The following is a 23,208-nucleotide window of genomic DNA, read 5'->3' as shown; positions in this document are numbered from 1 at the left end:
GGCAACGCGACGGGCGGGGCGCTCAGGCATCTCCGGTCTCCCGGTGCGCGTCGTCGAGTTCCGCTAGTCCGGCGAGGAGATCTTTCGCGCGTCGGTCGACGTCTTCACTGCGCATCTCGTTCGTCAGGAACGAGAACGCGATGCCTCGTTCGGGCCAGGCGCCGTGCAGGCCACCACCGGCACCGGTGTGCCCGAACGCGGGACGGACGGGACCGTACGTGCCGATGGGATCGTCGAGTTCGTACCCGAGCCCGAACCGCACAGGGCGATCGTTGATGACGTCGGTCCCGGCAGACCACTCCCGCGTGCAGCGTTCCAGCGTTGCGCGCGAGACGATCGGCGCATCGTCTGAGGTGAGCAGCGCGTAGAGATGCGCCATCGCATCGGCCGTGCCGATGCCTCCGCCTGCCGAGAGTTCGGCCGCGTGGAGCGCACGGGTGTTGAACGGGGAGTCGCTCGCGGTGAGCGCACTCCCGTACATGCGGTTCACGATCGCGCGACGCTCTGGATCGTTCTCGAGGAACGTGGAAATGCGGTAGCCCGAGGCCTGAAAGACGGGCGCGACGCGTCCCTCCTCCGATTCCGGGAGGCCGAGATGGAGATCGAGCCCGAACGGCTCGGCGATCTCGCTCCGGATCAGCTGGCCGACCGTCGCGCCACCGGACGCCCGGCGCACGATCTCGCTCATGAGGTAGCCGTAGGTCATCGCGTGGTAGGCGACGCGTGTACCCGGCTCCCACATCGGGGCCTGCGCAGCGAGACGATCCGCCATGAGCGCGTTGTCGAGACGCTCGGCGTCTCCGGAGGGGTCGGGGTCCACGAACAGGAGTCCGACGGTGTGCGAGAGGACGTGGCTGACGCGCGCATCCGCCTTGCCCGCAGCGGCGAACTCCGGCCAGTACTCGGCGACCGGCGCATCGGGGTCCAGGAGTCCGCGGTCCACCAGGATCGCGGCCACGGTAGCGGTCAGCCCCTTGGTGCCCGAGAACATCACGGCGAGCGTGTCCTCGCACCAAGAATCGTCGCCGTTCCGGCTCGTGCTGCCGCCGTGCAGGCTCACGAGGGGTGCGCCGTGCCGGTACGCGACGAAGGACATGCCGCCCTCGCCTGCGTCGACATGGTCGGTGAAGACGCGGCTCAGGCGCTCTTTCGGATCACTCGAGCGTGGGGACATTGGCGAGCAGCTCCTTCGTGTACGGGTGGGTCGGCCGTCTCAGGACATCGTCGGTGAGCCCCTCGTCGACGATGACGCCCTGGTTGAGCACCGCGATCCGCTTGGCGACGTGGCGCGCGAGCGCGATGTTGTGCGTCACGAAGAGCATCGAAAGGCCCCGCTCCTCGCGGAGGCGGGTCAGCAGGTCGATGATGCTCGCCTGCACCGAGACGTCCAGTGCCGAGGTGATCTCGTCGCAGATGAGCACCTTCGGGGTGTTCACGAGCGCACGCGCGATGGCGGCGCGCTGCCGCTCGCCGCCGGAGAGGTCACCCGGCCTGCGGTCGATGAACCGACGGCCGAGACGCACGGCATCCAGCGCCTCCTCAACGCGCTCGCGTCGCTCAGCCGCGCTGAGGCCGCCCGTCATCTCGAGCGGGACCCCGAGGGATTCGCCGAGGGTGCGCCTGGGATTCAACGACGAGAACGGGGACTGGAAGATGTACTGCACCTCCTGCCGCTGCTGCACCGTTCGCTTGCGCGTGGAGGGCGCGAGCGACTGACCGCGATAGCCGATCTCACCGGTCCACCGGTCGATCAGCCCGGCGATCGACCGGGAGAGCGTCGTCTTGCCAGATCCTGATTCCCCGAGCAGCATGGTGCACTCCGCCGTCCGGAGCGTCAGGTCGATCCCATCGAGCACGCGCTTCGCCCCGTACGCGACCGAGACGTCGCGCACCTCGAGCACCGGCTCCCCTGCCGCGAACGTCGGGATCGCCTCGGTCGGAGGAGCTCCCGCCTCGCGGCGCAGGGTGAGCAGCGAGAGCTCGGCGGTCCCCGCCTCGGCGACCTTCTGCTTGGTCTCCTCGAATCTGCTGATGCGATTGCGGCCCGCGAGATCGGGCACCGCGGCGAGCAGCGTCTTCGTGTATCGGTGCTTCGGGTCGCGCAGCACCTCGGAGGTCGTTCCCTCCTCGACGAGTTCGCCCTGCAGCATGACGGCGACCCGGTCGGCGATCTCGTCGACGACCGCCAGATCGTGGGTGATGTACAGGCCCGCGACGTTGTTCTTCACCGTCATGTCGCGGATGGTGTCGAGCACGAGCGCCTGCGTCGAGACATCGAGACCGGTGGTGGGCTCATCGAGCACCAGGAGGTCGGGGTACATGGCGAACGCCATCGCGATGCCGATCCGCTGCTGCTGTCCACCCGAGAGCTGATGCGGCCAGCGTCGCTGGTACGCATCGTCGTCCGGGAGACCGACCTCGCGGAGCACACCGCGGACGCGCTCCTCGCGCTCCTCGCGATTCGCACCGAAGCCGTGGATATCGAGCACCTCCCGGATCTGATCGCCGACGCGCATGCTCGGATTGAGCGACAGCGCCGGATCCTGCGGGATGTACGAGACCCGGGACCCCCGCAGACGCCGAGCGGCGCGGTCGTCGAGCCCGGTCATCTCTGCGGAGTCGACGCTGTTCGACGGGTACAGCGTCACCGTTCCTCCGGTGTGGACGAGTCCCGGTCGGATCCGGCCGAGCGCGGTCAGGCCGACGGTCGTCTTGCCTGATCCCGACTCCCCCACCAGCGCGAGCATCTCAGCCGGGCGCAGGTCGAGGTTCACGTGCTGGATGATCTGCCGGCCCGTCGTCGTCTCGATGCAGAGATCGTCGATCTCGAGCACGTTGCCGCCCGAGGTGACCTGTGCGTGCCAGGCGGAGCCCTTGAGCATCGGAGCGCCGCTCGCCGTCCGCGCAGGTGCGGCCGATTTCGCTGGTGAGTTCGCCATCATGCATCTCCTATGTTCCGGGAGGCGGAGGCCCGAGCCATCGAGTCCGCGATGAGGTTCGTGCCGATCGTGAGTACCGCGATCGCCAGCACCGGGAGCATGACGCCCCACGGCTGGACCGCGAGCGCGATGCGATTCTCGTTGATCATGAGCCCCCAGTCGGCTGCGGGCGGCTGCATGCCGAGTCCGAGGAAGGACAGCGAGGCGATCGCGCCGATGGAGTACGTCAACCGGAGGCCGGCCTCGACGGCGAGCGGCCCCGTGATGTTCGGCAGAATCTCGCGGAATAGCACCCGCCACCTCGGCATCGCGTACATCTCAGCGGCGAGGATGTAGTCCTCGCCCTTGACGTCGAGCGCGGCGGAACGGGCCACTCTCGCGATGCGCGGCGCGTGGGTGATCGCGATCACCGCGACCAGGACCCAGGGCTGCGGGCCGAGCACCGTGATCGCGAGCAGCGCGAACACGAGCTGCGGAATCGCGAGGAGCACGTCGTTCGCCCGCATGATCACGGAGTCGAGCCAGCCGCCGACGTACGCGGACACCATGCCGAAGAGCACCCCGAGCAGTAGACCGAAAACGGTCGCGAGCACCGAGTAGAGAATGAGCGACATACCGCCCGCGAGGAAGCGGGAGAGCACGTCGCGCCCGAGGTTGTCGGTACCGAAGACGCCGGCCTCCTGGAACGGACGCGCCGCGAACTCGGTCGCGGAGTATCCCGTCGCCCACGGCAGGAGCAGTGGACCGCAAAAGGCGAGGATCACGACGACCGCCGTGAGCGCGACGCCGATCTTGGCCTGGCCCTGGGCCCAGAACCGGGTCAGGACCGTGCTACGCGTCACCGCATCGCCGGCGTCGCGGGGTTGCACGCTGATCTCGGACATCACTCGACACCTCCGGTGCGCAGCTTCGGATTGGCCAGGATCCCGACGACATCGGCCAGCAGATTCACCACGATGTAGACGACCGCCACGAGCATCGTGATCGCCTGCACGACCTGCACGTCTCGGTAGTTCACCGCATCGATGAGCGCCTGCCCGACGCCAGGGAAACGGAAGAGGAACTCGACTACGACGACGCCTCCGGCGAGCCACGCGAGCTGGATCGCCGCAACCTGCGCCACGGGCCCGATCGCGTGCGGCAGCGCATGGCGCAGAATCACCCGCCGCTCGGGCACGCCCTTGAGCCTCGCCATCTCGACGTACCCCGATTCGAGCACTTCGAGCATGGTCGCCCTCATCATGCGGGCGATGTACGGCGTCACCACGAGGACGAGGACCAGCGTCGGCAGGATGAGCTGGCTCGGGAAGTCCCACACTCTCGTGCCGGGCGGCGCCATCGTGACGGCGGGGAGCAGTTGGAACACCGTCGTGGAGAACGTCGCCACGAGCGCGATACCGATCACGAACTCGGGCAGTGCCGCCAGCACGAGCGAGACGCCGGTGACCGCTGTGTCGGCGGCGCGCCCACGGCGGAGCGCCGACCAGATGCCGAGAAGGATCCCGGCGGGGATGCTGATGATCGCGGCGGCGGCCATCAAGAACACCGAGGCGCTCAACCGATCGCCGAGGAGCGAGGCGACCGACTGGCCCGAAGCTACCGAGACGCCGAGGTCCCCCGTCACGAGACCGGCGAGCCAGGCCCCGTACCGCACCCAAGGCGGATCGTTCAGCTGCATCTGCGCGCGCAGCGCCTCAAGCCGCTCGGGGGTGGCCTGCTGGCCGAGAATCGCCTTTGCGGGATCGCCTGGCAGCAGGGTGGTGGCGAAGAAGATGATGAGCGAGATCGCCAGCAGGATGAGGATGCTGACGGTCAGTCGTTGGACGATGAGCCTGAAGATCATGCGACGTCTCCGATCCACACCTCGTGCAGTTTGAAACCCGAGAGCGGGAGTCCGCTGCGATCAGGGACGAGACCGCCGAGGTAGCTCTGGTACGCGTCGATCTGATTCGCGAATCCCCAGACGATCAGTCCGCCGCGGTCGTAGAGGATCTCCTGGGCGCTCCGCGTGAGCTCGTCGCGACGCGCGTCGTCCGTTTCGGCACGTGCCTCCTCGATGAGCGCGATGAACTCGGGGTCGTCCCAGCCGGTCTCGTTGAACGGCGCGTCGGGCAGCATGCCCGCGAGCGTCTGCGGCAGGAAGCTCCGGGTGTACCAGAACGTCTGCGAGAAGTCGTAGTTCAGATAGTCCGTCCAGTAGGCCGTGAGGTCCATCCGGTTGATCTTGACCCGGATCCCGGCCTCGGCGACCTGCTCGGCGAACACCTGTGCGGCCTCGACCACACCTGACTGGATCGGTGCGGTGACGAGTTCGACGTCGACGCCGTCGGGGTAGCCCGCCTCGGCGAGCAGCTGCCGCGCTGCAACGATGTCTTGAGTGCGCTGCGGCAGGTCCGCGGGGTACGCGGCGTCGAACACGGCGTACATGTCGTTGCCGACGGTGCCCCGCCCCGAGAGCACCTGCTCGACCATACCCTCCCGGTCCACGGCGAGCCGGAACGCTTCGCGCACCCGGGCATCGTCGAACGGCTCCCGGTCCACCCGCATGGTGAACGGCAGGTACGCGCCCGTCTCGGAGTCGAGGATGTTGATGCGCTCGTCCGCCTCGAGCACCTCGACGAGGGCCGGGGGGATCTGCGCGACGGCGTCGACCTGGTTCGACAGGAGCGCGTTGATGAGCGCGTCGGTGTCGTTGAAGTTGAGCAGGGTGACCTCGTCGAGATACGGACCGTCGTCTCCCCAGTAGTGCGGATTGCGTCGCAGCACGGTCGACTGCGCAGCGGTGAAGCTCTCGAGCATGAATGGGCCGGTGCCGACCGGCTTCGCCAGGTCGAAGTCGGCTGGCACGATGATGCAGTTGTACATGGCGAACTGCTGATCCATCGCCGTATCGGACCGCGACAGACGGAACTCCACCGTGCGGGGTCCGGTCTCGACAACGGCGTCCAGGTGGGCGAACGCCGCGGCACCGGACTTCGGATCCTCGGGATCGACAATGCGCTCGAAGCTCGCGATCACGTCGCGCGGCGTGAGCTCGCGCCCGTCGCTGAACTTGACGCCGTCCCGCAGCTCGACCGTCCATACGGTCGCGTCGTCGTTCGGCGTGGCCGAGGTCGCGAGCATCGGCTGCAGCTCGTACTCGTGGTCGAAGGTGAGCAGGGTGCTGTAGAGGTTCACGGCCCTGGCGATGTCGCCGAGGTTCGTCGCTACGGCACCGTCGAGCGTATCCGAGGCACCGCCGCCGACGAAGCCGATGCTGATCGCCCCGCCCTCCTGCGGCGGCCCCTCCACCTGGATTTGCGGGCCGGCGACGGCGCGACCACCGCATGCCGTGAGGAGCGTCATAAGGCCGAGACCGAGGCCCCCGCCGAGCACCGCCCGCCGCGTCGCGGTGAGCGGCGCGCGTCGCGCGATGGCCGCACGCTCCCCTCGGGGGTCCGGGTTTCTCGCTGGTTCTTCTGGAGTCATTCCGACACCCCTCATTGCCGTCGAGCAGTCCGTTTCACCCTAGACAGGTATTGCGCTCATCGCAACTCTCCTGTTCAGTAATCAGTCTCAATCGCAAGTTAGGTGCGAACGAGAGCTCCGCGTGTGAGATCATCAATGATTGACAACTTCAATTAAATCTGCGCTAATGGATCCGAACCCCGCACAGAGCAGTCAGGAGCCTCAATGTCACTCGCCGGCAAAGTCGCCATCGTCACGGGATCGGGCCGGGGCCTCGGGCTCGCATACGCGCAGGAGCTCGCCCGCCAGGGAGCCGCGGTCGTCATCAATGATGTCGACGAGAACACCGCCGCCGATGCGGTCGCGAGCATCGAGGCGGCCGGTGGCACAGCGACAGCAGTGGTCGCTCCCGTGGGCCCCACCGAGACGGCGAAGCAGCTCGTCGATGCGGCCTTCGCCGAATTCGGGCGCCTCGACATCCTCGTCACCAACGCCGGGGTCCTGCGCGACACGGTCCTCTGGAAGATGAGCGATGACGATTTCGACACCGTGATCAACGTCCACCTGCGCGGCACGTTCACCTGCGTGCGCGAGGCCGCCACGCGGATGCGCGAGCAGGGCGAGGGCGGCCGCATCATCTGCATCGGTTCCCCCACCGGGCAGCGCGGCAACTTCGGCCAGACCAACTACGCCGCGGCGAAGGCCGGCATCGTGGGAATGGTGCGCACCTGGGCACTGGAGCTGAAGCGGGCCGGCATCACCGCGAACGCCGTGATCCCGGTCGCGGCCACCGCTATGACTGCGACGGTGCCCTACTTCCACGCTGCGATGGAGGCCGACGCTCAGGGCGAGGCGATGCCGGACTTCTTCCGCCACACGCTCGGGTTCGGAACCGCTGCCGACGTCGCCCCCCTGATCGCCTACCTCGCCTCGGACGACGCGTCAGGCGTCACAGGCCAGGCAGTGGGCATCGGCGGCGATCGCCTGCAGCTCTGGTCGCACCCCGAGCCCGTGGCCACCGAATATCACGAGGGCGGCTGGACCCCGGAGGCGCTCGCCGAGAAGTTCCCCTCGACGATCGGCGAGCAGGCGCAGTCGGTCGGCGAGCAGTTCCCCCCACTGCCCGAAGAACTGCAGCCCCCGCAGGCCTGACAGCCGGCACCTCCGCACCGGGACCGCGAGCCGAAGGAGCCTCCATGACCCGCTACGAACCCGCCATCGACGTCGCATCGATCACGGCGATCGACGTGCACGTCCACATCGAGATGGACGCTCACGGACACAACTCGCTGCCAGACGACCTCGCCGCGGCCGCCGCGAAGTACTTCAGCACGGGGGGTCTCCAGCCCCGACTGGACGCCGTCGCCGAGTACTACCGGGAACGCAACACGGCCGCGGTCGTGTTCACGGTCGACGCGACGACGAATCTCGGGCACGCACCGATCTCGAGCGCCGAGATCGCGGCAGGGGCCGCTGCGAACAACGACGTGCTGATCCCGTTCGGGTCGGTCGATCCGAACCTCCCAGACGCCGTGGACCGGGTCCAACGCCTCATCGAGGAGAGCGGCGTTCGCGGCTTCAAGTTCCACCCGACCGTGCAGCGCTTCGACCCGAGCGACGAGCGATTCTCCCCCCTCTACGAGGTCCTGGAGCGGGCGGGCGTCGTCGCGCTCTTCCACACGGGTCAAACGGGGATCGGTGCGGGCATGAAGGGGGGACGCGGCCTCCGTCTCGGGCTCTCCAACCCGATGCTCCTCGACAGCGTGGCCGCCGACTTCGGCGATCTGCAGATCATCATGGCGCACCCGTCCGTGCCCTGGCAGGACGAGGCGATCTCGGTGGCCACCCACAAGCACAACACCTGGATCGACCTGTCGGGCTGGAGCCCCAAGTACTTCCCGCCGCAGCTCGTGCGGAATGCGGGAACACTGCTGAAGGATCGAGTGCTCTTCGGCTCCGACTTCCCGATGCTCTCGCCCGACCGATGGCTCCGCGACATCGAGCTGACGGATCTGAAGCCCGAAGCCCTCCCCGGCATCGTGAAGCACAACGCCGTCAGGCTGCTCGGTCTCGACGGCTGAACCGGCCGCTCCCCGCACCACCGGACCGAAGGAGTTCCATGTCATCGCCGACGAAGCCGCTGCGCGCGCCGGAGTTCGGACCGGAGGGCGCCTTCGGCATCGATCCGTTCGGCTACGCACGCGCGCACCTCAGCTCCGCCGCTGTCACGGCCCTCGAGCAGTTGCACGAGGTACTCGAGCGCGACGTCGCACCGCTGGTGAACGATGCCTGGGATTCCGCGACGATGCCCGCCGGCATCCTCGATGCGCTCGCCCCGCTCGACCTGATGGCGCCTCAGGGCGTCAGCGCCGAAGAAGCGGCGTCGACGATGTTCAGCGGGTTCCGGAACTTCGTGCTGGCCCGCACCGATGTCTCCGTCGCGACCGTGTACAACGCCCAGTCCGGTCTCTTCCGTTCGACGGTGCGCATGGGCGGTTCCGCTGAGCAAGTCGCCGACCTCGACCCGAGGATTCGCAGCTTCGACTACCGCGGCGTGTTCGCGCTCACGGAGCCCGACCACGGCTCCGACATCGCGGGCGGTCTCGCCACCACAGCGACCCGCAACGGCGATTCCTGGGTCATCGACGGCGCCAAGCGCTGGATCGGCGGGGCGACCTCCGCCGACGGTCTGGCTGTCTTCGCCCGCGATACCGCGGATGGAGAGATCAAGTGCTTCCTCATACCGCGAGAGACGCCCGGGGTGAGTCAGGAGGTCATCGGCGGCAAGATCTCGCTCCGACCGATGCAGAACTCGCACATCACGCTCGACGGGGTGCGCGTGCCCGAATCCTCCCGCCTGCAGAAGATCAACTCCTGGAGGGACGTCGCCGCCATCATGCGCCCCCTCCGGTCGGACGTCGCCTGGATCGCCGCGGGCCTGCAGGCCGGCGCACTCGAGGGCGCCGTCCGGTACGTCCGAGAACGAGAGCAGTTCGGCCGGCCGCTGGCGAGCTTCCAGCTCATCCAGGAGAAACTGGCGCGAATCCTCGGCAATCTCACCGCCTCTCTCGGCATGGTGACGGGGCTGTCCGCGGCGCAGGACCGCGGAGTGCTCAGCGATGCGAGCTCATCGCTCGCGAAAATGTGGACCTCGCTCCACGCTCGGGAGTCGGCAGCGCTCGCCCGCGAACTCGTCGGAGGCAACGGCATCGTGGTGGACTATGACGTCGCCCGCTTCTTCGCCGATGCCGAGGCCGTGTACTCCTACGAGGGCACGCACGAGGTCACCTCGCTCATCGTGGGACGCGCCCTGACGGGCGTGTCCGCGTTCGTGTGAGCGCTGAGGCCCTCCGGACTCACCCCGAGCGAGTGGTGCGGCGCAAGGCGGCTGCGCCCGCAAGCCCTCCCAGCAACCCGATCAGTGCGAACGCCGTCATCCCCGCTGCGGCGGGAACCGCGGTGCCTTCCCCCGCGAGCCCTCCGAGCGGCGCCGCCATGGCGCCAGTGACGAACTGCCCGAACCCGATGAGCGCAGACCCCGTCCCGGCGATGCCCGCGGCCTGACCGATCGCGAGTGCGGATGCCGTCGACATCACGAAGCCGGCTCCGAGTGCGAAGCAGCCGATGAGGAGCAAGTAGAGCGAGAATGAGAGCGCACCGACAAGCGCGCTGATGAGCAGCAGCCCTGACGCTCCCAGGGCGAGCAGTTGACCGATACGCAGGGCGGCGACACTGCTCCACCGCATTGACGCCTGTCCGCTGAGCCAGGACCCGAGCATGACCGCCGCGGAACTGAAGGTGAAGGTCAGCGCGTAGCCCACCGGTCCGAGCCCGAACATCGATTGCACGATGAACGACGACGACGCGATGTAGACGATGAGCACGCCGTACCCCGCGGCGAACGCGACAGCGTGACCGAGGTAGCTCATGCGGCCGAGCAGCGACCGGGCGCCCAGGGTCAGCGACGACGCCGAGAACGGACGTCTCGCCTCGGCAGGCAAGCTCTCGGGAATGCGGAGTGCAGCGACGAGGAACATCCCGGATCCCAGAACGGCGAGCCCGGTCAGCGTGGCGCGCCACCCGCCGAACTCGGTGAGCAGCGCGCCGAGAGGGCTCGCGATCGCGGGACCGAGCGCGATCATCACGAACAGGAGGCTGTAGGCGCGTACGGTTTCGCGGGGCGCCGCAAGATCGGCGATCACGGCACGGGCGAGCACCGCGCCCGACGCCCCTGCGAACCCCTGCAGCGCGCGCACGGTGATCAGGAACTCCAGCGTCGGGCTGAGCACCGCCAGGATCGCGCACGCGGCGAACACCGCAAGCCCGGCGATGAGCGACCGTCTGCGTCCGAGAGCGTCAGAAAGCGACCCGATCAGGAGCTGCCCCATTGCGGCTCCGGCCATGAACGCCGTGAGCGTCAGTTGCACGGCCGACGGTCCCACCGAGAAATGCTCGGCAATCCCCGGGAACGCCGGCGGATACATGTCCGTCGAGAGCGAGGCGGCCATCGACACATAGCCGAGCGCGAGCATGAGACCGGGAGGGATCCTCCCGGCGGATCCCTCCCCGGGGATGCGCCGGGTCACGCGGCGGACTCGGCCTCGTCCGACCGGTACCCCCGCTTCGCCTGCTGGATCTGTTCGTAGACGTGGTGACGCAGTTCCGTGAATCGCGGAAGCGCTCGGGTCTCCAATTGGTCCCGCTGCTCGGGCAGATCGACCACGAGGTCCTCCTGCACGATCGTCGGCGAGCTCGACAGCATGATGACCCGCTCGGCGAGGTACACCGACTCATCGATGTCGTGCGTCACGAACAGCACCGAGATCCCCAGCTCTCTGCGCACCTTCCGCACCAGGTCCTCGAGATCGGCACGGGTCTGCGCATCCACTGCGGCGAAGGGCTCATCCATGAGCAACACTTCGGGCTGGTAGGCGATGGCGCGCGCGATCGCGACACGCTGCTGCATGCCTCCGGAGAGCTGCCAGGGGTACGACCTCGGCACGTGATCGAGACCCACGTTCCGCAGCGCCTCATCGACGATCCTCCGACGCTCCGCCTTCGGCACCCCGGCGTTCTTGAGCGGAAGCTCGACGTTCTCGGCGACCCGCAACCAGGGAAACAGGGAGCGACCGTACTCCTGGAAGACGACGGCCATCTTCTTCGGCGGGGCCGTCACGGTCTTGCCGTCGAGCACGACCTCGCCGCTCGTGGGCTCGAGCAGCCCGGCGATGCACTTCAGCAGCGTCGTCTTGCCAGACCCTGACGGGCCGACGAGGCAGGTCAGCTCGTTCTTCCCGAGGTCGAAGGTGAGGTTGCGCACGGCTTCGATGTCTCCGCCGTCCGTGCGGTAGATCTTCTGGAGTCCGCGCACCGACAGCAGCGTCTCCTCGTCAGGAAGCGTGCGACCGTACGAGAGCGTGTCGAGCGGGGTCGAGGGTTCAGGCTGCATTCTCGAGATCCTTCAGTCGGTGGTACCAGCGGAGCACACGTCGTTCGACGAAGCGGAAGATGATGGCTACGAGATAGCCGAGGAGTCCCAGCACGAGGATTCCCGACCACATCTCGGGAATCGCGAAGCTGCGCTGGAACTGGATCACGGAGAACCCGAGACCCGAGGTCGATGCGAACATCTCGGAGATGATCATCAGCATGAGTCCGATGGGGAGGCTCTGCCGGATCCCCGTGAAGATCTGAGGTGTGGCCGACGGGAGCACCTGGTAGCGCACCCGGTTGAACCCGGTGATCCCGTAGGAGCGGCTGGTGTCCGACTGCACGGAATCAGCGGCGCGCACCCCCTCCACCGTGTTGAGCAGTACGGGCCAGATGGCGGCGAGCACGATGATGAAGATCTTCATCCAGTCGGTGGGGCCGAAGACGAGCATCAGCACCGGGATCAGTACCGGAGGCGGCAGTGCCCGGAAGAACTCGAACACCGGCTCCGTCAGCGCGCGCAGATTGCGGCTGAGTCCGACGAGGAGGCCGAGCAGGATCCCCCCGACGATGGCGATCGCCGCCCCGACGACGAACCTGAGCACGCTCGGCAGCACATCCACCCAAATGCGCGGCCCGATCCATGTGTCCCAGAACTTGGTCACGAGCTCACCGGGCGTCGGGACGAAGAAGCTCTCGTTCGCGATGGTGGAGACCCACCAGATCACGACGAGCAGAATGGGCAGCCCCAGCGCGAACAGCAGCCCGGACAGTGTCTTCTTCATGCGGCGACCTCCCCGCGAACGGATTCGTGCCAGGCGAGCATGCGCCGCTCGAGGAACCGTGCCCCGAGGTTGATGAGGACGCCCAGCAGACCGGTCGCCACGATGAGCGCGTACATCGTGGCGTACTGCCCGCCGTTCTGCGCCCGTGCGATCTCGAGTCCGAGTCCCGGCGTGCCGATGATGAGCTGCGCCGTGATCGCGAGGATCAGCGCCACCGCCGCCGCGAGTCTGAGACCGGTCAAGAGGTACGGGAGTGTGGTCGGCAGCACGATGCTCCTGACCCGCTGCCAGGTGGAGAAGCCGTAGCTGCGCCCCGTGGCCATCGCGACCTGGTCGACGTCGGCGACGCCGTAAAGCACCTGGATGAAAATCTGCCAGAACGAGGCGTAGACGATGAGGAGGAGGCTCGCCTCAATCCGAACGCCGAAGAGCAGGACCGCGAGCGGGATCAGGGCGACCGAGGGAATGGGGCGCAGGAACTCGACGGTCGAGTGCGTCGCCCGCTTCATGAACGGCGACAGGCCGATGACCACACCGAGCACGGATCCGAGCACCAGGGCGATCCCGAGCCCGAGCGCCCACGCGGCCAGCGTGTCCCCGATGGCGCTCCAGAAATCGGCGAAGGTGAGGACAAGGGCGAGCTGCGGCAGCACCTCTGTCGGCGGCGGCAGGAACCGGGGATCGACGATCCCGGTTCGGGCCGCGAGTTCCCAAACCGCCAGGAGCACCAGGATGCCCGTGACGCCCAGCAGCGCCTTTCGCGGCCGGAAACTCCGTTTGCGCTCCCGCGCCCTGGCGATGGAGACCACCGTGGTCACGGTCTGCTCGGGTGCCGAGGTGCTGGCCATGTTCCCCTCCTCTCGTCTCGGTGTGTGTACTGGTGCGGGGCGTCAGGCCCCGGCGTACTGCTTCCGCAGGTCTGCCTTCCGGATCTTGCCGCTGGCGGTGCGCGGGAACTCGTCGACGAAGACGATCCGCTTCGGCACTTTGTACCTCGCGAGCCGACCGGCCAAGTGGTCGACGATGGTATCGGCGTCGAGGCGCTCGTCGTCTCGCAACTGCACGACCGCGAGCGGAACCTCGCCCCATTTCTCATCGGGCACACCGATGAGCGCGGTGCCGGCGATCTGAGAGAACTCCATGATCACGGCCTCGACCTCGGCGGAATAGATGTTCTCACCGCCTGAGATGATCATGTCCTTGAGCCGGTCGGTGACGAAGAGGTAGCCGTCGTCGTCGAAGTAGCCGAGATCACCGGAGCGCAGCCATCCGTCGACGATGGCCTCGCTCGTGGCCTCCGGCCGACGCCAGTACTCGCGGATCACGTTCGGGCCGCTGATCCAGATCTCTCCGATCTCGCCCGGAGGCAACGCGCGTCCCTCCGTATCGACCACCTTGACGTCGGTGAAGAAGTGCTTGATGCCCGACGAACCGATCTTGTGCTGGGCCATGTGCGCCGGGAGTGCGGTGGCACTCGGGGAGGTCTCCGTCATGCCGTATCCCATGGAGAACCCCAGACCGCGCTCGGCGTACGCCTCCATGGTCCGTTCCGGGACAGCGGACCCGCCACACGTCAGCCGCTGCAGGCTGCTGAGGTCGGTGGTCTGCCACGCCTCATGCTCCTGCAGCATTTGGTAGGTGGTCGGTACCCCGGCGAGCATCGTGATGCCCTCGCGCTCGATCGTCGCCAGTACGTGGCCGGGATCGAACTTCTTGTGCAGCACGACGGTGCCGCCCTGCAGCAGCACCGTCAGCGCGCCATTGGTCAAGGAGGCCACGTGGAACATCGGCGAGATGAGGAGCACCCGCTCGCCCGGACTCACCCCGTAGTCCACAAAGACGTTGAACGTGTTCCAGGTGAGATTCCCGTGTGTGAGCACCGCTCCCTTCGGGTGACCGGTGGTGCCGGAAGTGTAGAGGATCAGCGCCGGATCATCGAGGTCCACCGCGAGATCAGGCACTGCACCCGCGGTACCAGACGCGATGACCTGCTCGTAGTCCTCGAGCTCGTGCTCGGCCTCTCCACCGACCATGATGAGCCGGCTCACGCCGGTCGCCCAACTGCCGGCGCGCGCGAGATCACGCAGATCCGACTGAAAGACCAGTGTCTTCGCTGCCGAGTTCTCGAGCATGAACTCGATCTCCGGGCCGGCGAGCCTCGTGTTCAGGGGGACGAAGATCGCACCCAGATTCGCGGTGGCGAAGAAGACCTCGAGCAGGGACGGGTGGTTGTTGCCGAGGTACGCGACGCGCTGACCAGCCGAGACACCGCGGGCGGCGAGCGCGTCGGTGAGACGCTCGATGCGCTCGGAAAGCTCCCCGTAGGTGATTCGCCGGTCACCGTGCACGATCGCGTCGCGATCAGCATGGCGCACGGCCTTGCGCGCGATCCACGGGCCGATGCCGTTGTTCTGCATGCCTGCTCCTTTGCCTGCGGATCCGAGCGGACCGGGCGCGGGGGTGCCGTGTCCGGTCCGCTCGATGTGCGGAATGATCGGTTACTCGGTTTCGATGACCGTGTCGAGGTCAGCGGGGTTTTCGAGCATCCCGTACTTCACCGCGAGGTCGTTCAGCTCCTCGATGGGCTGGGGGTCGAGTTCTCCGGTGATGTACTCGAGATTCACGTTCTCGACGACCGCGGCATCCATGCCGGTGAAGTCGACGACTGCCTGACGGTAGAGCTCGTCATCCGCCATCGCCATTTCGGCGGCCTCGGTGATCGCATCCCGGAACGCCGCCGTCGTCTCGGGGTCGGCCTCGGCGAAATCACCCGATGTAAAAGTAACCATCGTCGGCAGACCGTCGATCACGCGTAGTGGATCACCGAGCTGGACGATGCCGTCGGTCGCCTTCGCTCCGCTGATGAATGGCTCGGGGATCCACGCCGCATCAATGTTGCCCTGCTCGAGCTGCGCCTGCTGATCGGGGAAGGCGATCTCGGTGAACTCGACCTTCGACGGGTCGCCGCCATCCTGCTCGACCATCTCCATCGTGGCGAGATGTCCCTGGGTCTGCAGCGTATTGACCGCGACCGTCTTCCCCTCGAGATCGCTGTAGGACTCGATGCCCGAGTCCTCCTGCACCACGAGCCCCGAGGGTGCGTTCTCCTCCGGATCCTCCGGGTTCTCGTAGTTCCGCGAGTAGTTGGCGATGATTCGCATGTCGAGCCCCTGGCTCGCAGCCGTCAGCACGGATTGGGGGTTGCCGACCGCGAATTGGATGTCGCCGCTCTGCACGGCGGGGAGCAGCGCGGCCCCTCCCTGCCCGAGCTGCACGTCGACATCGAGGCCGTGCTCCTCGAACACGCCCTCGTCGATTCCGAGCTGCACGACCGATGCCGGAGCGATCTGGAGCAGTCCGACGGTGATCGGGGTGAGGTCTTCCGAACCGCCTCCGGATTCGCCGCCGCCCTCCTCGCCGCTGAGCGAGCCGCCCGAGCACCCGGTGAGCAGGAGTCCCGCGGCGCCGATCGCCGCGATTGCCGATACGGTGAACTTCTTCATGTCAGTATCTCCTTTGAAACTGATGCGATGTGGACCCGGCCGAATGGTCGAGCCTGATATCCGCGCCGGGTCAGGCGTAGAAGCGCTGCAAGCTTCGGGCGACGACTGCTGGCTTGGCGCCGCCGTCGATCTCGATGACCACGTCGACCGCGATCTGCACCCCTCCGGGCACTTCGGTGAGTTCGGCGATGGTCGCCGTCATCCGGATGCGGTCACCCACCTTGACGGGAGCGGGAAAGCGCACCTTGTCGAGTCCGTAATTGATCTTGGTCGTCACGTCGGTGACATCGAGCAGCTCCACCCACATCGGGATCAGCAGCGAGAGCGTGAGGAACCCGTGCGCGATCGGTCCGCCGAACGGACCCTCGGCGGCGCGCTCGGGATCCGTGTGGATCCACTGGTGATCGTCTGCGGCGTCGGCGAAGGTGTTCACGCGGCTCTGCGTCACCTCGCGCCAATCGGTGTACCCGAGGTCGGCGCCCACCAGTGTGGCCAGCTCCTCGTATGCAATCTTCGTCGTCATCGACGCACCTCCTCGTGTCAGTTGCCTCCCATCACACCTCAGACTCTTGAAAATGTCAACTATTGATTTTCGCGTCTATCTATCGGCTACAGTGACTCCATGGCACTCGACAGCACGACGGGAGCGCAGTCTCCGACGGAGGCGGGGCTTTCGCGCCTCTGGAACTCGGCGATCAGCGATGACGTGTCGTTCCTCCTCGCCCGCGCGAACGCGGTCTCGATGGCGCGCACGCACGAGGCCCTCAGCCCATTCGGACTCAAGGTGCGCTCCTACGCGCTGCTCGGCATCGCCGCAGCGGATACCCGTCCGTCGCAGCGCGAACTCTCCGAGTTCCTGAGGCTCGACCCGAGTCAGATCGTCGCCCTCGTCGACGAGCTGCAGTCCAAGGGTCTTGCACGTAGACAACCCGATCCCCGCGATCGGCGCGCGAACGTCGTCGTCGCGACCGAGGCCGGACTCCGCCTCTTCGAGGAGGCCCGCCGAGAGGTGCTCACGGCCGAGGCGACTTGGCTCGCCGAACTGCCCCGTGAGACCCGTGACCGGTTCGGCCGCGCGCTCGCTCGACTCGCGACGACCGACGACGTTTCCTGAGCCGTCGCGACTCAGAGGTCGCCTGTCTCCTCCAGCACCCGCTGCGCCAGCTTGAACGCTACGTTCGCCGCGGGCACGCCGCAGTAGAGCCCGGCCTGCAGGATGACCTCTTTGATCTCCTCTACCGAGAGACCGTTCCGTCGCGCAGCAGCGACGTGCATCGCGAACTCCTCGTGGTGCCCGAGGGCGATCATCGCGGTGAGAACCGCCACCGACCGGGCTCGGCGATCGAGACCGGGGCGCGACCAGATATCGCCCCACGCACTGCGGGTGATGTAGTCCTGGAAGTCGGCGGTGAAGTCGGTGGTGGCATCGATCGAGCGGTCGACGTGCGCGTCCGAGAGCACCTCCCGCCGCACCCCCATGCCGCCGTCGTAGCGCTCCTCGTCGCTCTGCCCCGGTCCGAACGGGCGGCTCATCGCTCCACCTCTGCGAAGAATGCCAGCAGCTCTCGAGCGACCGCCTCCGGCTGCTCGGCCGGGGGCTGGTGCGCCGCATCGGCGATCATCACCTTCCGCCCGTGCGGCACACCCGCGACGATCTCGTCCTGGGCCTCCTCCGGCCCGACGGTGTCGAACTCCCCGCCCATCGCCAGTACCGGCACCCGGATCTCGCCGAGCCGGTCCCGCACGTCGAAGGTCCCCAGAGCTTCGGCGCACCTGGCGTACCCCTCGTCCGGGGTGTCCTGGAGCGCGTGGAGGATCCTCCCTGACAGGTCGGGCTGGTTCGCGACCGAGTTCGGGCCGAACCATACCCGTGACGACGGCCCCACGAGCACCGAGGTCGATTGCGACCGAACGAGCGCGGCGCGCTCGTTCCAGTGGTCCGATCCGCCGAGTTGGGCTGCCGACGCGATCGCGGCGACACCGTCGAACAGGTCGGGGTGCCTGAGTGCGAGCTCGAGCGCGAGCGCTCCCCCGATTGAGACCCCCGCGTAGCGCACGTGCGATTCCGCGATGCCGCGGATACCCTCGGCCACAGCGTCGGCGAGCTCGGCGAAGGTGAACCCGTCCGCTGGGACGGGGGCGCTGCCGTGCCCTGGCAGCGTGAGCAGCGCGACGCGGTACTCCGCTGCGAGCGGCGGGATCACCTGCTCCCAGATGAGCGGACCGGTGCCGATGGAGTGCCCGAGGACGACGAGCGGGGCGCCGGAGCGTCCGACGGGTTCGGTGAGGCGGACCTCGGGGAGTGTCATAGCGTTCCTCTCAGGAGCGGGGTGAGCGGCGACCGGTGCGGTCGCTCAGACGTTCGGGAGCGGGTCGGGGTCGCTGCCATCGACGAGCCGACCGGCGAGCCCTGTGTATCGCGCCGGATCGAGCAGGTCGTCCAGATCGACACCCGACGCCACGACTTCCGGATCGGCGGCGAGGATCTCCCTGAGGTCCTCTCCCCTCCCCGCTCGCGACACGAAGCTCTGCACGGCCTCCGCGCCGAGAAGCGGGGTCAGGACGAGATTCAAGCGTTCGGAGAGCACAAGGCCGCGCGAGTGCGCGAGATTGCGAGCGCCGGCCTCAGCATCCGCGCGCAGGCCGTGCGCGACCGTTCGCGCCTGCGCTGACGCGCCGAGCGCCGCTCGCAGCAGATCGCGCAGCGCGGGCCATTCGGCGTGCCAGGCACCGTCGGGCCGCTCGTCGACGGCGAGCGCCGAGGCCGTATGAAGGGTGGCCCCGAGGTGGGGTGCCCGGATCGCCGCCGAGCGGATGAGCACCGATCGGGCGGGGTTCCGCTTCTGCGGCATGGCAGAGGACCCGCCGCCCGTTCCCTCGGAGAGCTCTCCGATCTCGGTGCGGCTGAGGGTGGTGACGTCGGCGGCCATCTTGCCGAGCGCATCGGTGACCTGTACGAGCGCGTCGCCGAGCTCGGTGATCGGCCAGCGTTCGGTGTGCCACGGTCCGTCCGGGGCCCGGAGTCCGAGCTCGGCGGCGAACCGTGCGGGGAGCTGGGCAGCGGCATCGATGCCGCCGATTTCGACGAACGATGCGAGCGTGCCACCCGCTCCGGCGAGCTGGGCCGGCAGTGCGTCCGTCGCCGTGGCGAGCCGCTGCGCCGCCCGGTCGATACCGCGCAGCCAGTTCGCGGCGCGAAGGCCGACGGTAGTCGGCACTGCCTGCTGCGTGAGCGTGCGGGCCACGACTACCTCGTGGCGGTGCGCTTCGGCGAAGGCGCGCAGCGCCGCACCGGTCTCATCCAGGTGCGCGAGCACCTCGGCCGCGGCCCGTCTCGCGACCAGCATGAGCGCAGAGTCCATGATGTCCTGGCTCGTGGCGCCGCGATGCACCCAGGTGCGCACCGATTCCGGAACGCGCGCGCGAAGCACGGCGACGAGTGGTATCACCGGATTGCCGCCGGCGACGGCATCCGCCGTGAGCTGGGCGAGCGGAAAGCCGCGCAGCTCACAAGGCCTTCCTGCTCCCTGCCACCCGAGCGCGTCCGAGACGAGCTCGCCCGCGTCGACGGGGGCGACGTCCGTCGCAGACCAGGCGCGGGCGAGGGCGGTCTCCGCCGCGATCAGCGCGCCGCCGATCGCGGCGTCCGACACCACAGCGTCGTGCTCGACCGAGACCGGCGTGAGCAGGCCGGCGTCGATCGTCTCGGGCACTGCGGCATCGCCGGTGTTCGGATCAGTAGGCAAGGAACACGGTCTCCTTCTCGCCCTGCAGGTGGATGTCGTGCTGAAGATAACCCTCGGGCGTTCGCGTTGCCACGAGCGTAGCGCGCTCGCTCTCGCCGAGCGACGCGAGCAGCGGGTCGGCCGCGAGTCGCTCCGTGTTCTCGGGTAGGTAAATGCGCGTGTGCAGCTTGTCCGGAAGCCCGCGAGCGTACACGATGGCCGCGAAGAACGGCGCCTCGCCCGAGACAGATCCGGGATTGCGGGTCCAGAACTCGTAGCGGCCATCGTCAGTCACGAACGAGCGACCGAACCCCGTGAACGTGTGGTCGTCGCGGTGGAGAGTGCCGCGCGCCCTGGGCACGGTTCCATCGGTATCGGCGCCGAAAATCTCCACGATCGCGTCGGGGATCGGCGCGCCGTTGCCGTCGAACACGGTGCCGCCGAGCACGATCGCTCCAGGCGAGTGGGGGAAGGCGACCTGGTGCTTCTTCTCGAAGTCGGTGCCGAACGCGAAGAACGGGCCGACTGTCTGTCCCGGCGTCGGCTCGTGAGTCTTTGCGGGAACCGGTGCGGTGCGGTCGGTCATCAGTGGTCGCCCTCCTCAGGCTCGAACCAGGTCGCGTCCGGGCCGTCGACGACGATGTCGAAGCGGTACCCCATCGAGAACTCGGGAACGGTCAGGTCATGATCGTAGACGCCGATCAGGCGATCACGATCCTTCTGGTCGCGGATGGTCTGGTAGATCGGATCGAGAGCGAACAGCGGGTCGCCAGGGAAGTACATCTGCGTGACGATGCGCTGGGTGAACGACTGCCCGAAGACCGAGAAGTGGATGTGCGCCGGCCGCCAGGCATTGACGTGGTTCTTCCACGGGTACGGTCCTGGTTTGATCGTCGTGAACTGGTACTCGCCGTTGTCGTTCGTGATCGCGCGACCCGCACCGGTGAAGTTCGGATCGAGGGGCGCCGGGTGCTGATCCCGCTTGTGGATGTACCGCCCGCCGGCGTTCGCCTGCCAGATCTCGATGAGCTGGTTGCGCAGAGGACGGCCCCACGAGTCCAGCAGCCTCCCCTGCACGGTCATGCGCTCGCCCTGGGGCTCCCCGCCCGCCGACTGCAGCGTGAGATCGGATTCGATCGCGGCGACGTCGCGCTGCCCATAGGCGGGCGACCACAGCTCGATCGTCTCGGGGTCCGCCATGCGCGGATCTTTCGTCGGGTGGCGCAGCACGCTGGACCGGTAGGGCGGGAAGTCGACCATGGTGCGCGGGATCCGCTCACCCGCCGCCGCGCGCTCCGCCGCCCGGGCGTGGAGCGTCGCGATCTCCTCGGTGATCTGCTGCTGCGACGCCTGGTCGGGCGCCGCCAGTAGGGATTCGGGTGCCGCTGCGGCAGAAGCGTCCGCTGTCATACTGGTCTCCTTTGACATCTCTGGTCTGAACTGACATCTGTGGTCTGAATCCGAGAGCTTCCCGATAGCGTGCCACTTTCACCTCGCGCCCGCACCACCGCTCCCACTCAGTGGGAAATCTGGGAGCGGGCACCCCTCAGTCCCTTAGATTGAAAGGCATGCGCACCTCCATCGCTTCCGTCTGCCTTTCGGGCGGACTCGTCGAGAAACTGCACGCCTGCGCCGAAGCCGGCTTCGACGGCGTCGAGATCATGGACGCCGATCTCGTCGCCGCGTACGAGTCGCCCGAGGAGATCCGCGCGTTGTGCCACCGGCTCGGCCTCACGATCGACCTCTTCCAGCCGTTCCGCGACTTCGAGGGCGTCGACGACCAGACCTTCACCGACAACATGCGCCGCGCCCGGGCGAAGTTCGAGGTGATGCAGCGCCTCGGTGCCGACATGATGCTGCTCTGCAGCAACGTCGCCACCGCCACGGTCCCCGACTTCGATGTCGCGGCGACGCAGATCGGGGCGCTCGCCGACCTCGCAGCCGAGTACGGGATCGACATCGCCTACGAGGCACTCGCGTGGGGCCGCTACGTCAGCGACTACCGCGACGCGTGGGATATCGTGCAGCGCGCCGACCGCGCCAACCTCGGGGTGTGCCTCGACAGCTTCCACATCCTTTCGAGAGGACACGACCCGGCGGCGATCGAGGAGATCGATCCCGACAAGCTCTTCTTCCTCCAGCTCGCGGATGCCCCGAACATGGACATGGACGTGCTGTCGTGGAGCCGTCACCACCGGCTCTTCCCCGGCGAGGGCGACTTCGACCTCATCGACTTCCTCTCGCACGTGATCCTCGCCGGCTACCGCGGGCCGCTCTCGCTGGAGGTGTTCAACGACACCTTCCGGCAGACCGATGTAACCCGCACGGCCGCGCACGCTCTGCGCTCGCTGCGGTGGCTCTACGACCGCACCGCCGCTCAGAACGACTGGGCCGACCTCCAGCTCGATGCGCCGCAGCCCCCGCGCGCTGTCGACTTCGTCGAGGTGTCAGGGGAGGATCTCTCCGCAGTCGAGCGCACCCTGAGCCAGCTGGGTTTCTCGTTCGGGGGGCGTCACCGGACCAAAGCGGTGCGCCTGTGGGAAGCGGGCGACGCCCGCGTGATCCTCAATGAGCAGGTGCGCACGCCGGGCTCGCGTCTCGTCGGCCTCGGCTTTGAGGTCGGGGATGCCGCAGCGGCCGCTCGACGCGCGCAGGCCATCGGTGCGCCGCAGGTCTTCCGCCGCACCTACGCGGGCGACTACGAGCTCCCCGCGGTCGCCTCGCCCGACGGCACCGAGGTCTACTGGAACTCGCAATCGGCAGCCGATTCCTGGCTCGACGAGTTCGAGGGTCGCGTCCCGCTCGCGGACGCGACCGCAGAGCCCGGACTGCGCGGTGTCATCGATCACCTCAACGTGGCCTACCCCTGGCAGGAGTTCGATGAGGCGGTGCTCTTCAACACGAGCGTCCTCGCGCTCGATTCCGCTCCACCGTCGGAGGTTCCCGGCCCCCGCGGCCTGGTGCGCAGTCAGGTGATGCGCACGCGCGATGGTGCCGTGCGGCTCGCCATGAACCTCGCGCCGCCGACCGCTCCTGAACTGCCGCGACACGTCGCCATTCGCGTGGACGATGCCGTCGCCGCAGCGCGCCGCGCCCGCGCCCGAGGACTGGCGTTCCTCCCGATGCCGAGCAACTACTACGACGACCTCGACGCGCGGTTCGGTCTCGAGCCCGAACTCCTCGCTGAGCTGCGCGAACTCGATCTCCTTTACGATCGTGATGCGCAGGGCAGCTTCATCCACTTCTACACTCCGACGATCGGCGACATCTTCTTCGAGATCGTCGAGCGCCGCGGCGATTACGACGGATACGGTGCCGCGAGCGCGCCCGTGCGGCTCGCAGCGCAGCGGGGCACGCCGCTGCGCTGACACCTCGGGGC

At 67.8% G+C, this 23,208-nt stretch carries 22 protein-coding genes; 5 read left to right on the top strand and 17 right to left on the bottom strand.

Going from position 1 to position 23,208, the window contains the following annotated elements; genetic code table 11:
• Positions 1–22: 22 nt before the first annotated feature.
• Genes K8P10_RS01520 through K8P10_RS01500 form a run of 5 tightly spaced genes read right to left on the bottom strand, consistent with a single transcriptional unit; the run spans position 23 to position 6,407 of the window.
• Positions 23–1,174: a serine hydrolase domain-containing protein gene (locus K8P10_RS01520; protein ID WP_224780051.1), complete on the bottom strand. Its 1,152-nt coding sequence runs from the start codon at positions 1,172–1,174 to the stop codon at positions 23–25.
• Positions 1,155–2,939, bottom strand: a complete 1,785-nt coding sequence (locus tag K8P10_RS01515) for an ABC transporter ATP-binding protein (RefSeq protein ID WP_224780050.1) — start codon at positions 2,937–2,939, stop codon at positions 1,155–1,157. Before K8P10_RS01515 ends, K8P10_RS01520 begins: the two co-directional genes overlap by 20 nt.
• On the bottom strand, positions 2,939–3,823 hold the full coding sequence (locus tag K8P10_RS01510; protein ID WP_224780049.1) for an ABC transporter permease: 885 nt from the start codon (positions 3,821–3,823) through the stop codon (positions 2,939–2,941). The genes K8P10_RS01515 and K8P10_RS01510 overlap by 1 nt, the downstream gene beginning before the upstream one ends.
• Positions 3,823–4,782: an ABC transporter permease gene (locus K8P10_RS01505; protein WP_224780048.1), complete on the bottom strand. Its 960-nt coding sequence runs from the start codon at positions 4,780–4,782 to the stop codon at positions 3,823–3,825. Before K8P10_RS01505 ends, K8P10_RS01510 begins: the two co-directional genes overlap by 1 nt.
• Positions 4,779–6,407, bottom strand: a complete 1,629-nt coding sequence (locus tag K8P10_RS01500; protein WP_224780047.1) for an ABC transporter substrate-binding protein — start codon at positions 6,405–6,407, stop codon at positions 4,779–4,781. The genes K8P10_RS01505 and K8P10_RS01500 overlap by 4 nt, the downstream gene beginning before the upstream one ends.
• A 204-nt stretch (positions 6,408–6,611) precedes the next feature.
• Between K8P10_RS01500 and K8P10_RS01495 the strand changes: the two genes are divergently transcribed.
• The 3 genes from K8P10_RS01495 to K8P10_RS01485 are packed head-to-tail and all read left to right on the top strand — an operon-like array spanning position 6,612 to position 9,723.
• Positions 6,612–7,538: an SDR family NAD(P)-dependent oxidoreductase gene (locus K8P10_RS01495; RefSeq protein WP_224780046.1), complete on the top strand. Its 927-nt coding sequence runs from the start codon at positions 6,612–6,614 to the stop codon at positions 7,536–7,538.
• A 44-nt stretch (positions 7,539–7,582) separates the two neighbouring features.
• On the top strand, positions 7,583–8,467 hold the full coding sequence (locus K8P10_RS01490) for an amidohydrolase family protein (protein WP_224780045.1): 885 nt from the start codon (positions 7,583–7,585) through the stop codon (positions 8,465–8,467).
• A gap of 38 nt (positions 8,468–8,505) precedes the next feature.
• Positions 8,506–9,723 carry an acyl-CoA dehydrogenase family protein gene (locus tag K8P10_RS01485; protein ID WP_224780044.1) on the top strand — a complete coding sequence of 406 codons (1,218 nt, stop codon included), beginning with the start codon at positions 8,506–8,508 and terminating at the stop codon, positions 9,721–9,723.
• A gap of 19 nt (positions 9,724–9,742) precedes the next feature.
• Here K8P10_RS01485 and K8P10_RS01480 read toward each other — a convergent pair whose 3' ends face one another.
• From K8P10_RS01480 to K8P10_RS01450, 7 genes are all read right to left on the bottom strand, one after another.
• The gene (locus K8P10_RS01480; protein ID WP_224780043.1) at positions 9,743–10,972 is read right to left on the bottom strand and encodes a Bcr/CflA family efflux MFS transporter; all 1,230 of its coding nucleotides are present in this window, start codon (positions 10,970–10,972) and stop codon (positions 9,743–9,745) included.
• The gene (locus tag K8P10_RS01475) at positions 10,969–11,835 is read right to left on the bottom strand and encodes an ABC transporter ATP-binding protein (RefSeq protein ID WP_224780042.1); all 867 of its coding nucleotides are present in this window, start codon (positions 11,833–11,835) and stop codon (positions 10,969–10,971) included. The genes K8P10_RS01480 and K8P10_RS01475 overlap by 4 nt, the downstream gene beginning before the upstream one ends.
• The gene (locus K8P10_RS01470; RefSeq protein WP_224780041.1) at positions 11,825–12,601 is read right to left on the bottom strand and encodes an ABC transporter permease; all 777 of its coding nucleotides are present in this window, start codon (positions 12,599–12,601) and stop codon (positions 11,825–11,827) included. The genes K8P10_RS01475 and K8P10_RS01470 overlap by 11 nt, the downstream gene beginning before the upstream one ends.
• Positions 12,598–13,449 (bottom strand): ABC transporter permease, encoded by an 852-nt coding sequence (locus K8P10_RS01465; protein ID WP_224780040.1) that lies wholly within the window; start codon positions 13,447–13,449, stop codon positions 12,598–12,600. Before K8P10_RS01465 ends, K8P10_RS01470 begins: the two co-directional genes overlap by 4 nt.
• A gap of 42 nt (positions 13,450–13,491) precedes the next feature.
• On the bottom strand, positions 13,492–15,018 hold the full coding sequence (locus tag K8P10_RS01460) for a long-chain fatty acid--CoA ligase (RefSeq protein ID WP_224780039.1): 1,527 nt from the start codon (positions 15,016–15,018) through the stop codon (positions 13,492–13,494).
• Between the two features lie 81 nt (positions 15,019–15,099).
• Positions 15,100–16,104, bottom strand: a complete 1,005-nt coding sequence (locus K8P10_RS01455) for an ABC transporter substrate-binding protein (RefSeq protein ID WP_224780038.1) — start codon at positions 16,102–16,104, stop codon at positions 15,100–15,102.
• Between the two features lie 70 nt (positions 16,105–16,174).
• Positions 16,175–16,627, bottom strand: coding sequence for a MaoC family dehydratase (locus K8P10_RS01450; protein ID WP_224780037.1), 453 nt, complete (start codon positions 16,625–16,627; stop codon positions 16,175–16,177).
• Between the two features lie 99 nt (positions 16,628–16,726).
• Here K8P10_RS01450 and K8P10_RS01445 point away from each other — a divergent pair, with 99 nt between their 5' ends.
• Positions 16,727–17,218, top strand: a complete 492-nt coding sequence (locus K8P10_RS01445) for a MarR family winged helix-turn-helix transcriptional regulator (RefSeq protein ID WP_224780036.1) — start codon at positions 16,727–16,729, stop codon at positions 17,216–17,218.
• Positions 17,219–17,229: 11 nt separating this feature from the next.
• Here the strand turns inward: K8P10_RS01445 and pcaC are convergent, their stop codons facing one another.
• Genes pcaC through pcaH form a run of 5 tightly spaced genes read right to left on the bottom strand, consistent with a single transcriptional unit; the run spans position 17,230 to position 21,239 of the window.
• Complete coding sequence (gene pcaC, locus K8P10_RS01440) at positions 17,230–17,637, bottom strand: 4-carboxymuconolactone decarboxylase (protein WP_224780035.1); 408 nt, start codon at positions 17,635–17,637, stop codon at positions 17,230–17,232.
• Entirely contained in the window at positions 17,634–18,413 is a 780-nt protein-coding gene (locus K8P10_RS01435; protein WP_224780034.1) for an alpha/beta fold hydrolase, read from the bottom strand. The genes pcaC and K8P10_RS01435 overlap by 4 nt, the downstream gene beginning before the upstream one ends.
• A 45-nt stretch (positions 18,414–18,458) precedes the next feature.
• Positions 18,459–19,850: a lyase family protein gene (locus K8P10_RS01430; protein ID WP_224780033.1), complete on the bottom strand. Its 1,392-nt coding sequence runs from the start codon at positions 19,848–19,850 to the stop codon at positions 18,459–18,461.
• The gene (gene pcaG, locus K8P10_RS01425) at positions 19,840–20,415 is read right to left on the bottom strand and encodes a protocatechuate 3,4-dioxygenase subunit alpha (RefSeq protein ID WP_224780032.1); all 576 of its coding nucleotides are present in this window, start codon (positions 20,413–20,415) and stop codon (positions 19,840–19,842) included. The genes K8P10_RS01430 and pcaG overlap by 11 nt, the downstream gene beginning before the upstream one ends.
• The gene (gene pcaH, locus K8P10_RS01420; RefSeq protein WP_224780031.1) at positions 20,415–21,239 is read right to left on the bottom strand and encodes a protocatechuate 3,4-dioxygenase subunit beta; all 825 of its coding nucleotides are present in this window, start codon (positions 21,237–21,239) and stop codon (positions 20,415–20,417) included. The genes pcaG and pcaH overlap by 1 nt, the downstream gene beginning before the upstream one ends.
• Positions 21,240–21,397: 158 nt before the next feature.
• On the opposite strand from pcaH, the gene K8P10_RS01415 reads away from it, so the two are divergent.
• Complete coding sequence (locus K8P10_RS01415) at positions 21,398–23,197, top strand: sugar phosphate isomerase/epimerase and 4-hydroxyphenylpyruvate domain-containing protein (RefSeq protein ID WP_224780030.1); 1,800 nt, start codon at positions 21,398–21,400, stop codon at positions 23,195–23,197.
• The last annotated feature ends 11 nt before the right edge of the window (positions 23,198–23,208 follow it).

Source organism: Leucobacter sp. Psy1, from assembly GCF_020096995.1.
In the GTDB taxonomy this organism is placed as follows: domain Bacteria; phylum Actinomycetota; class Actinomycetes; order Actinomycetales; family Microbacteriaceae; genus Leucobacter.
Note: the sequence above shows the minus strand (reverse complement) of the source record. Positions and strands in the feature narration are given on the sequence as shown.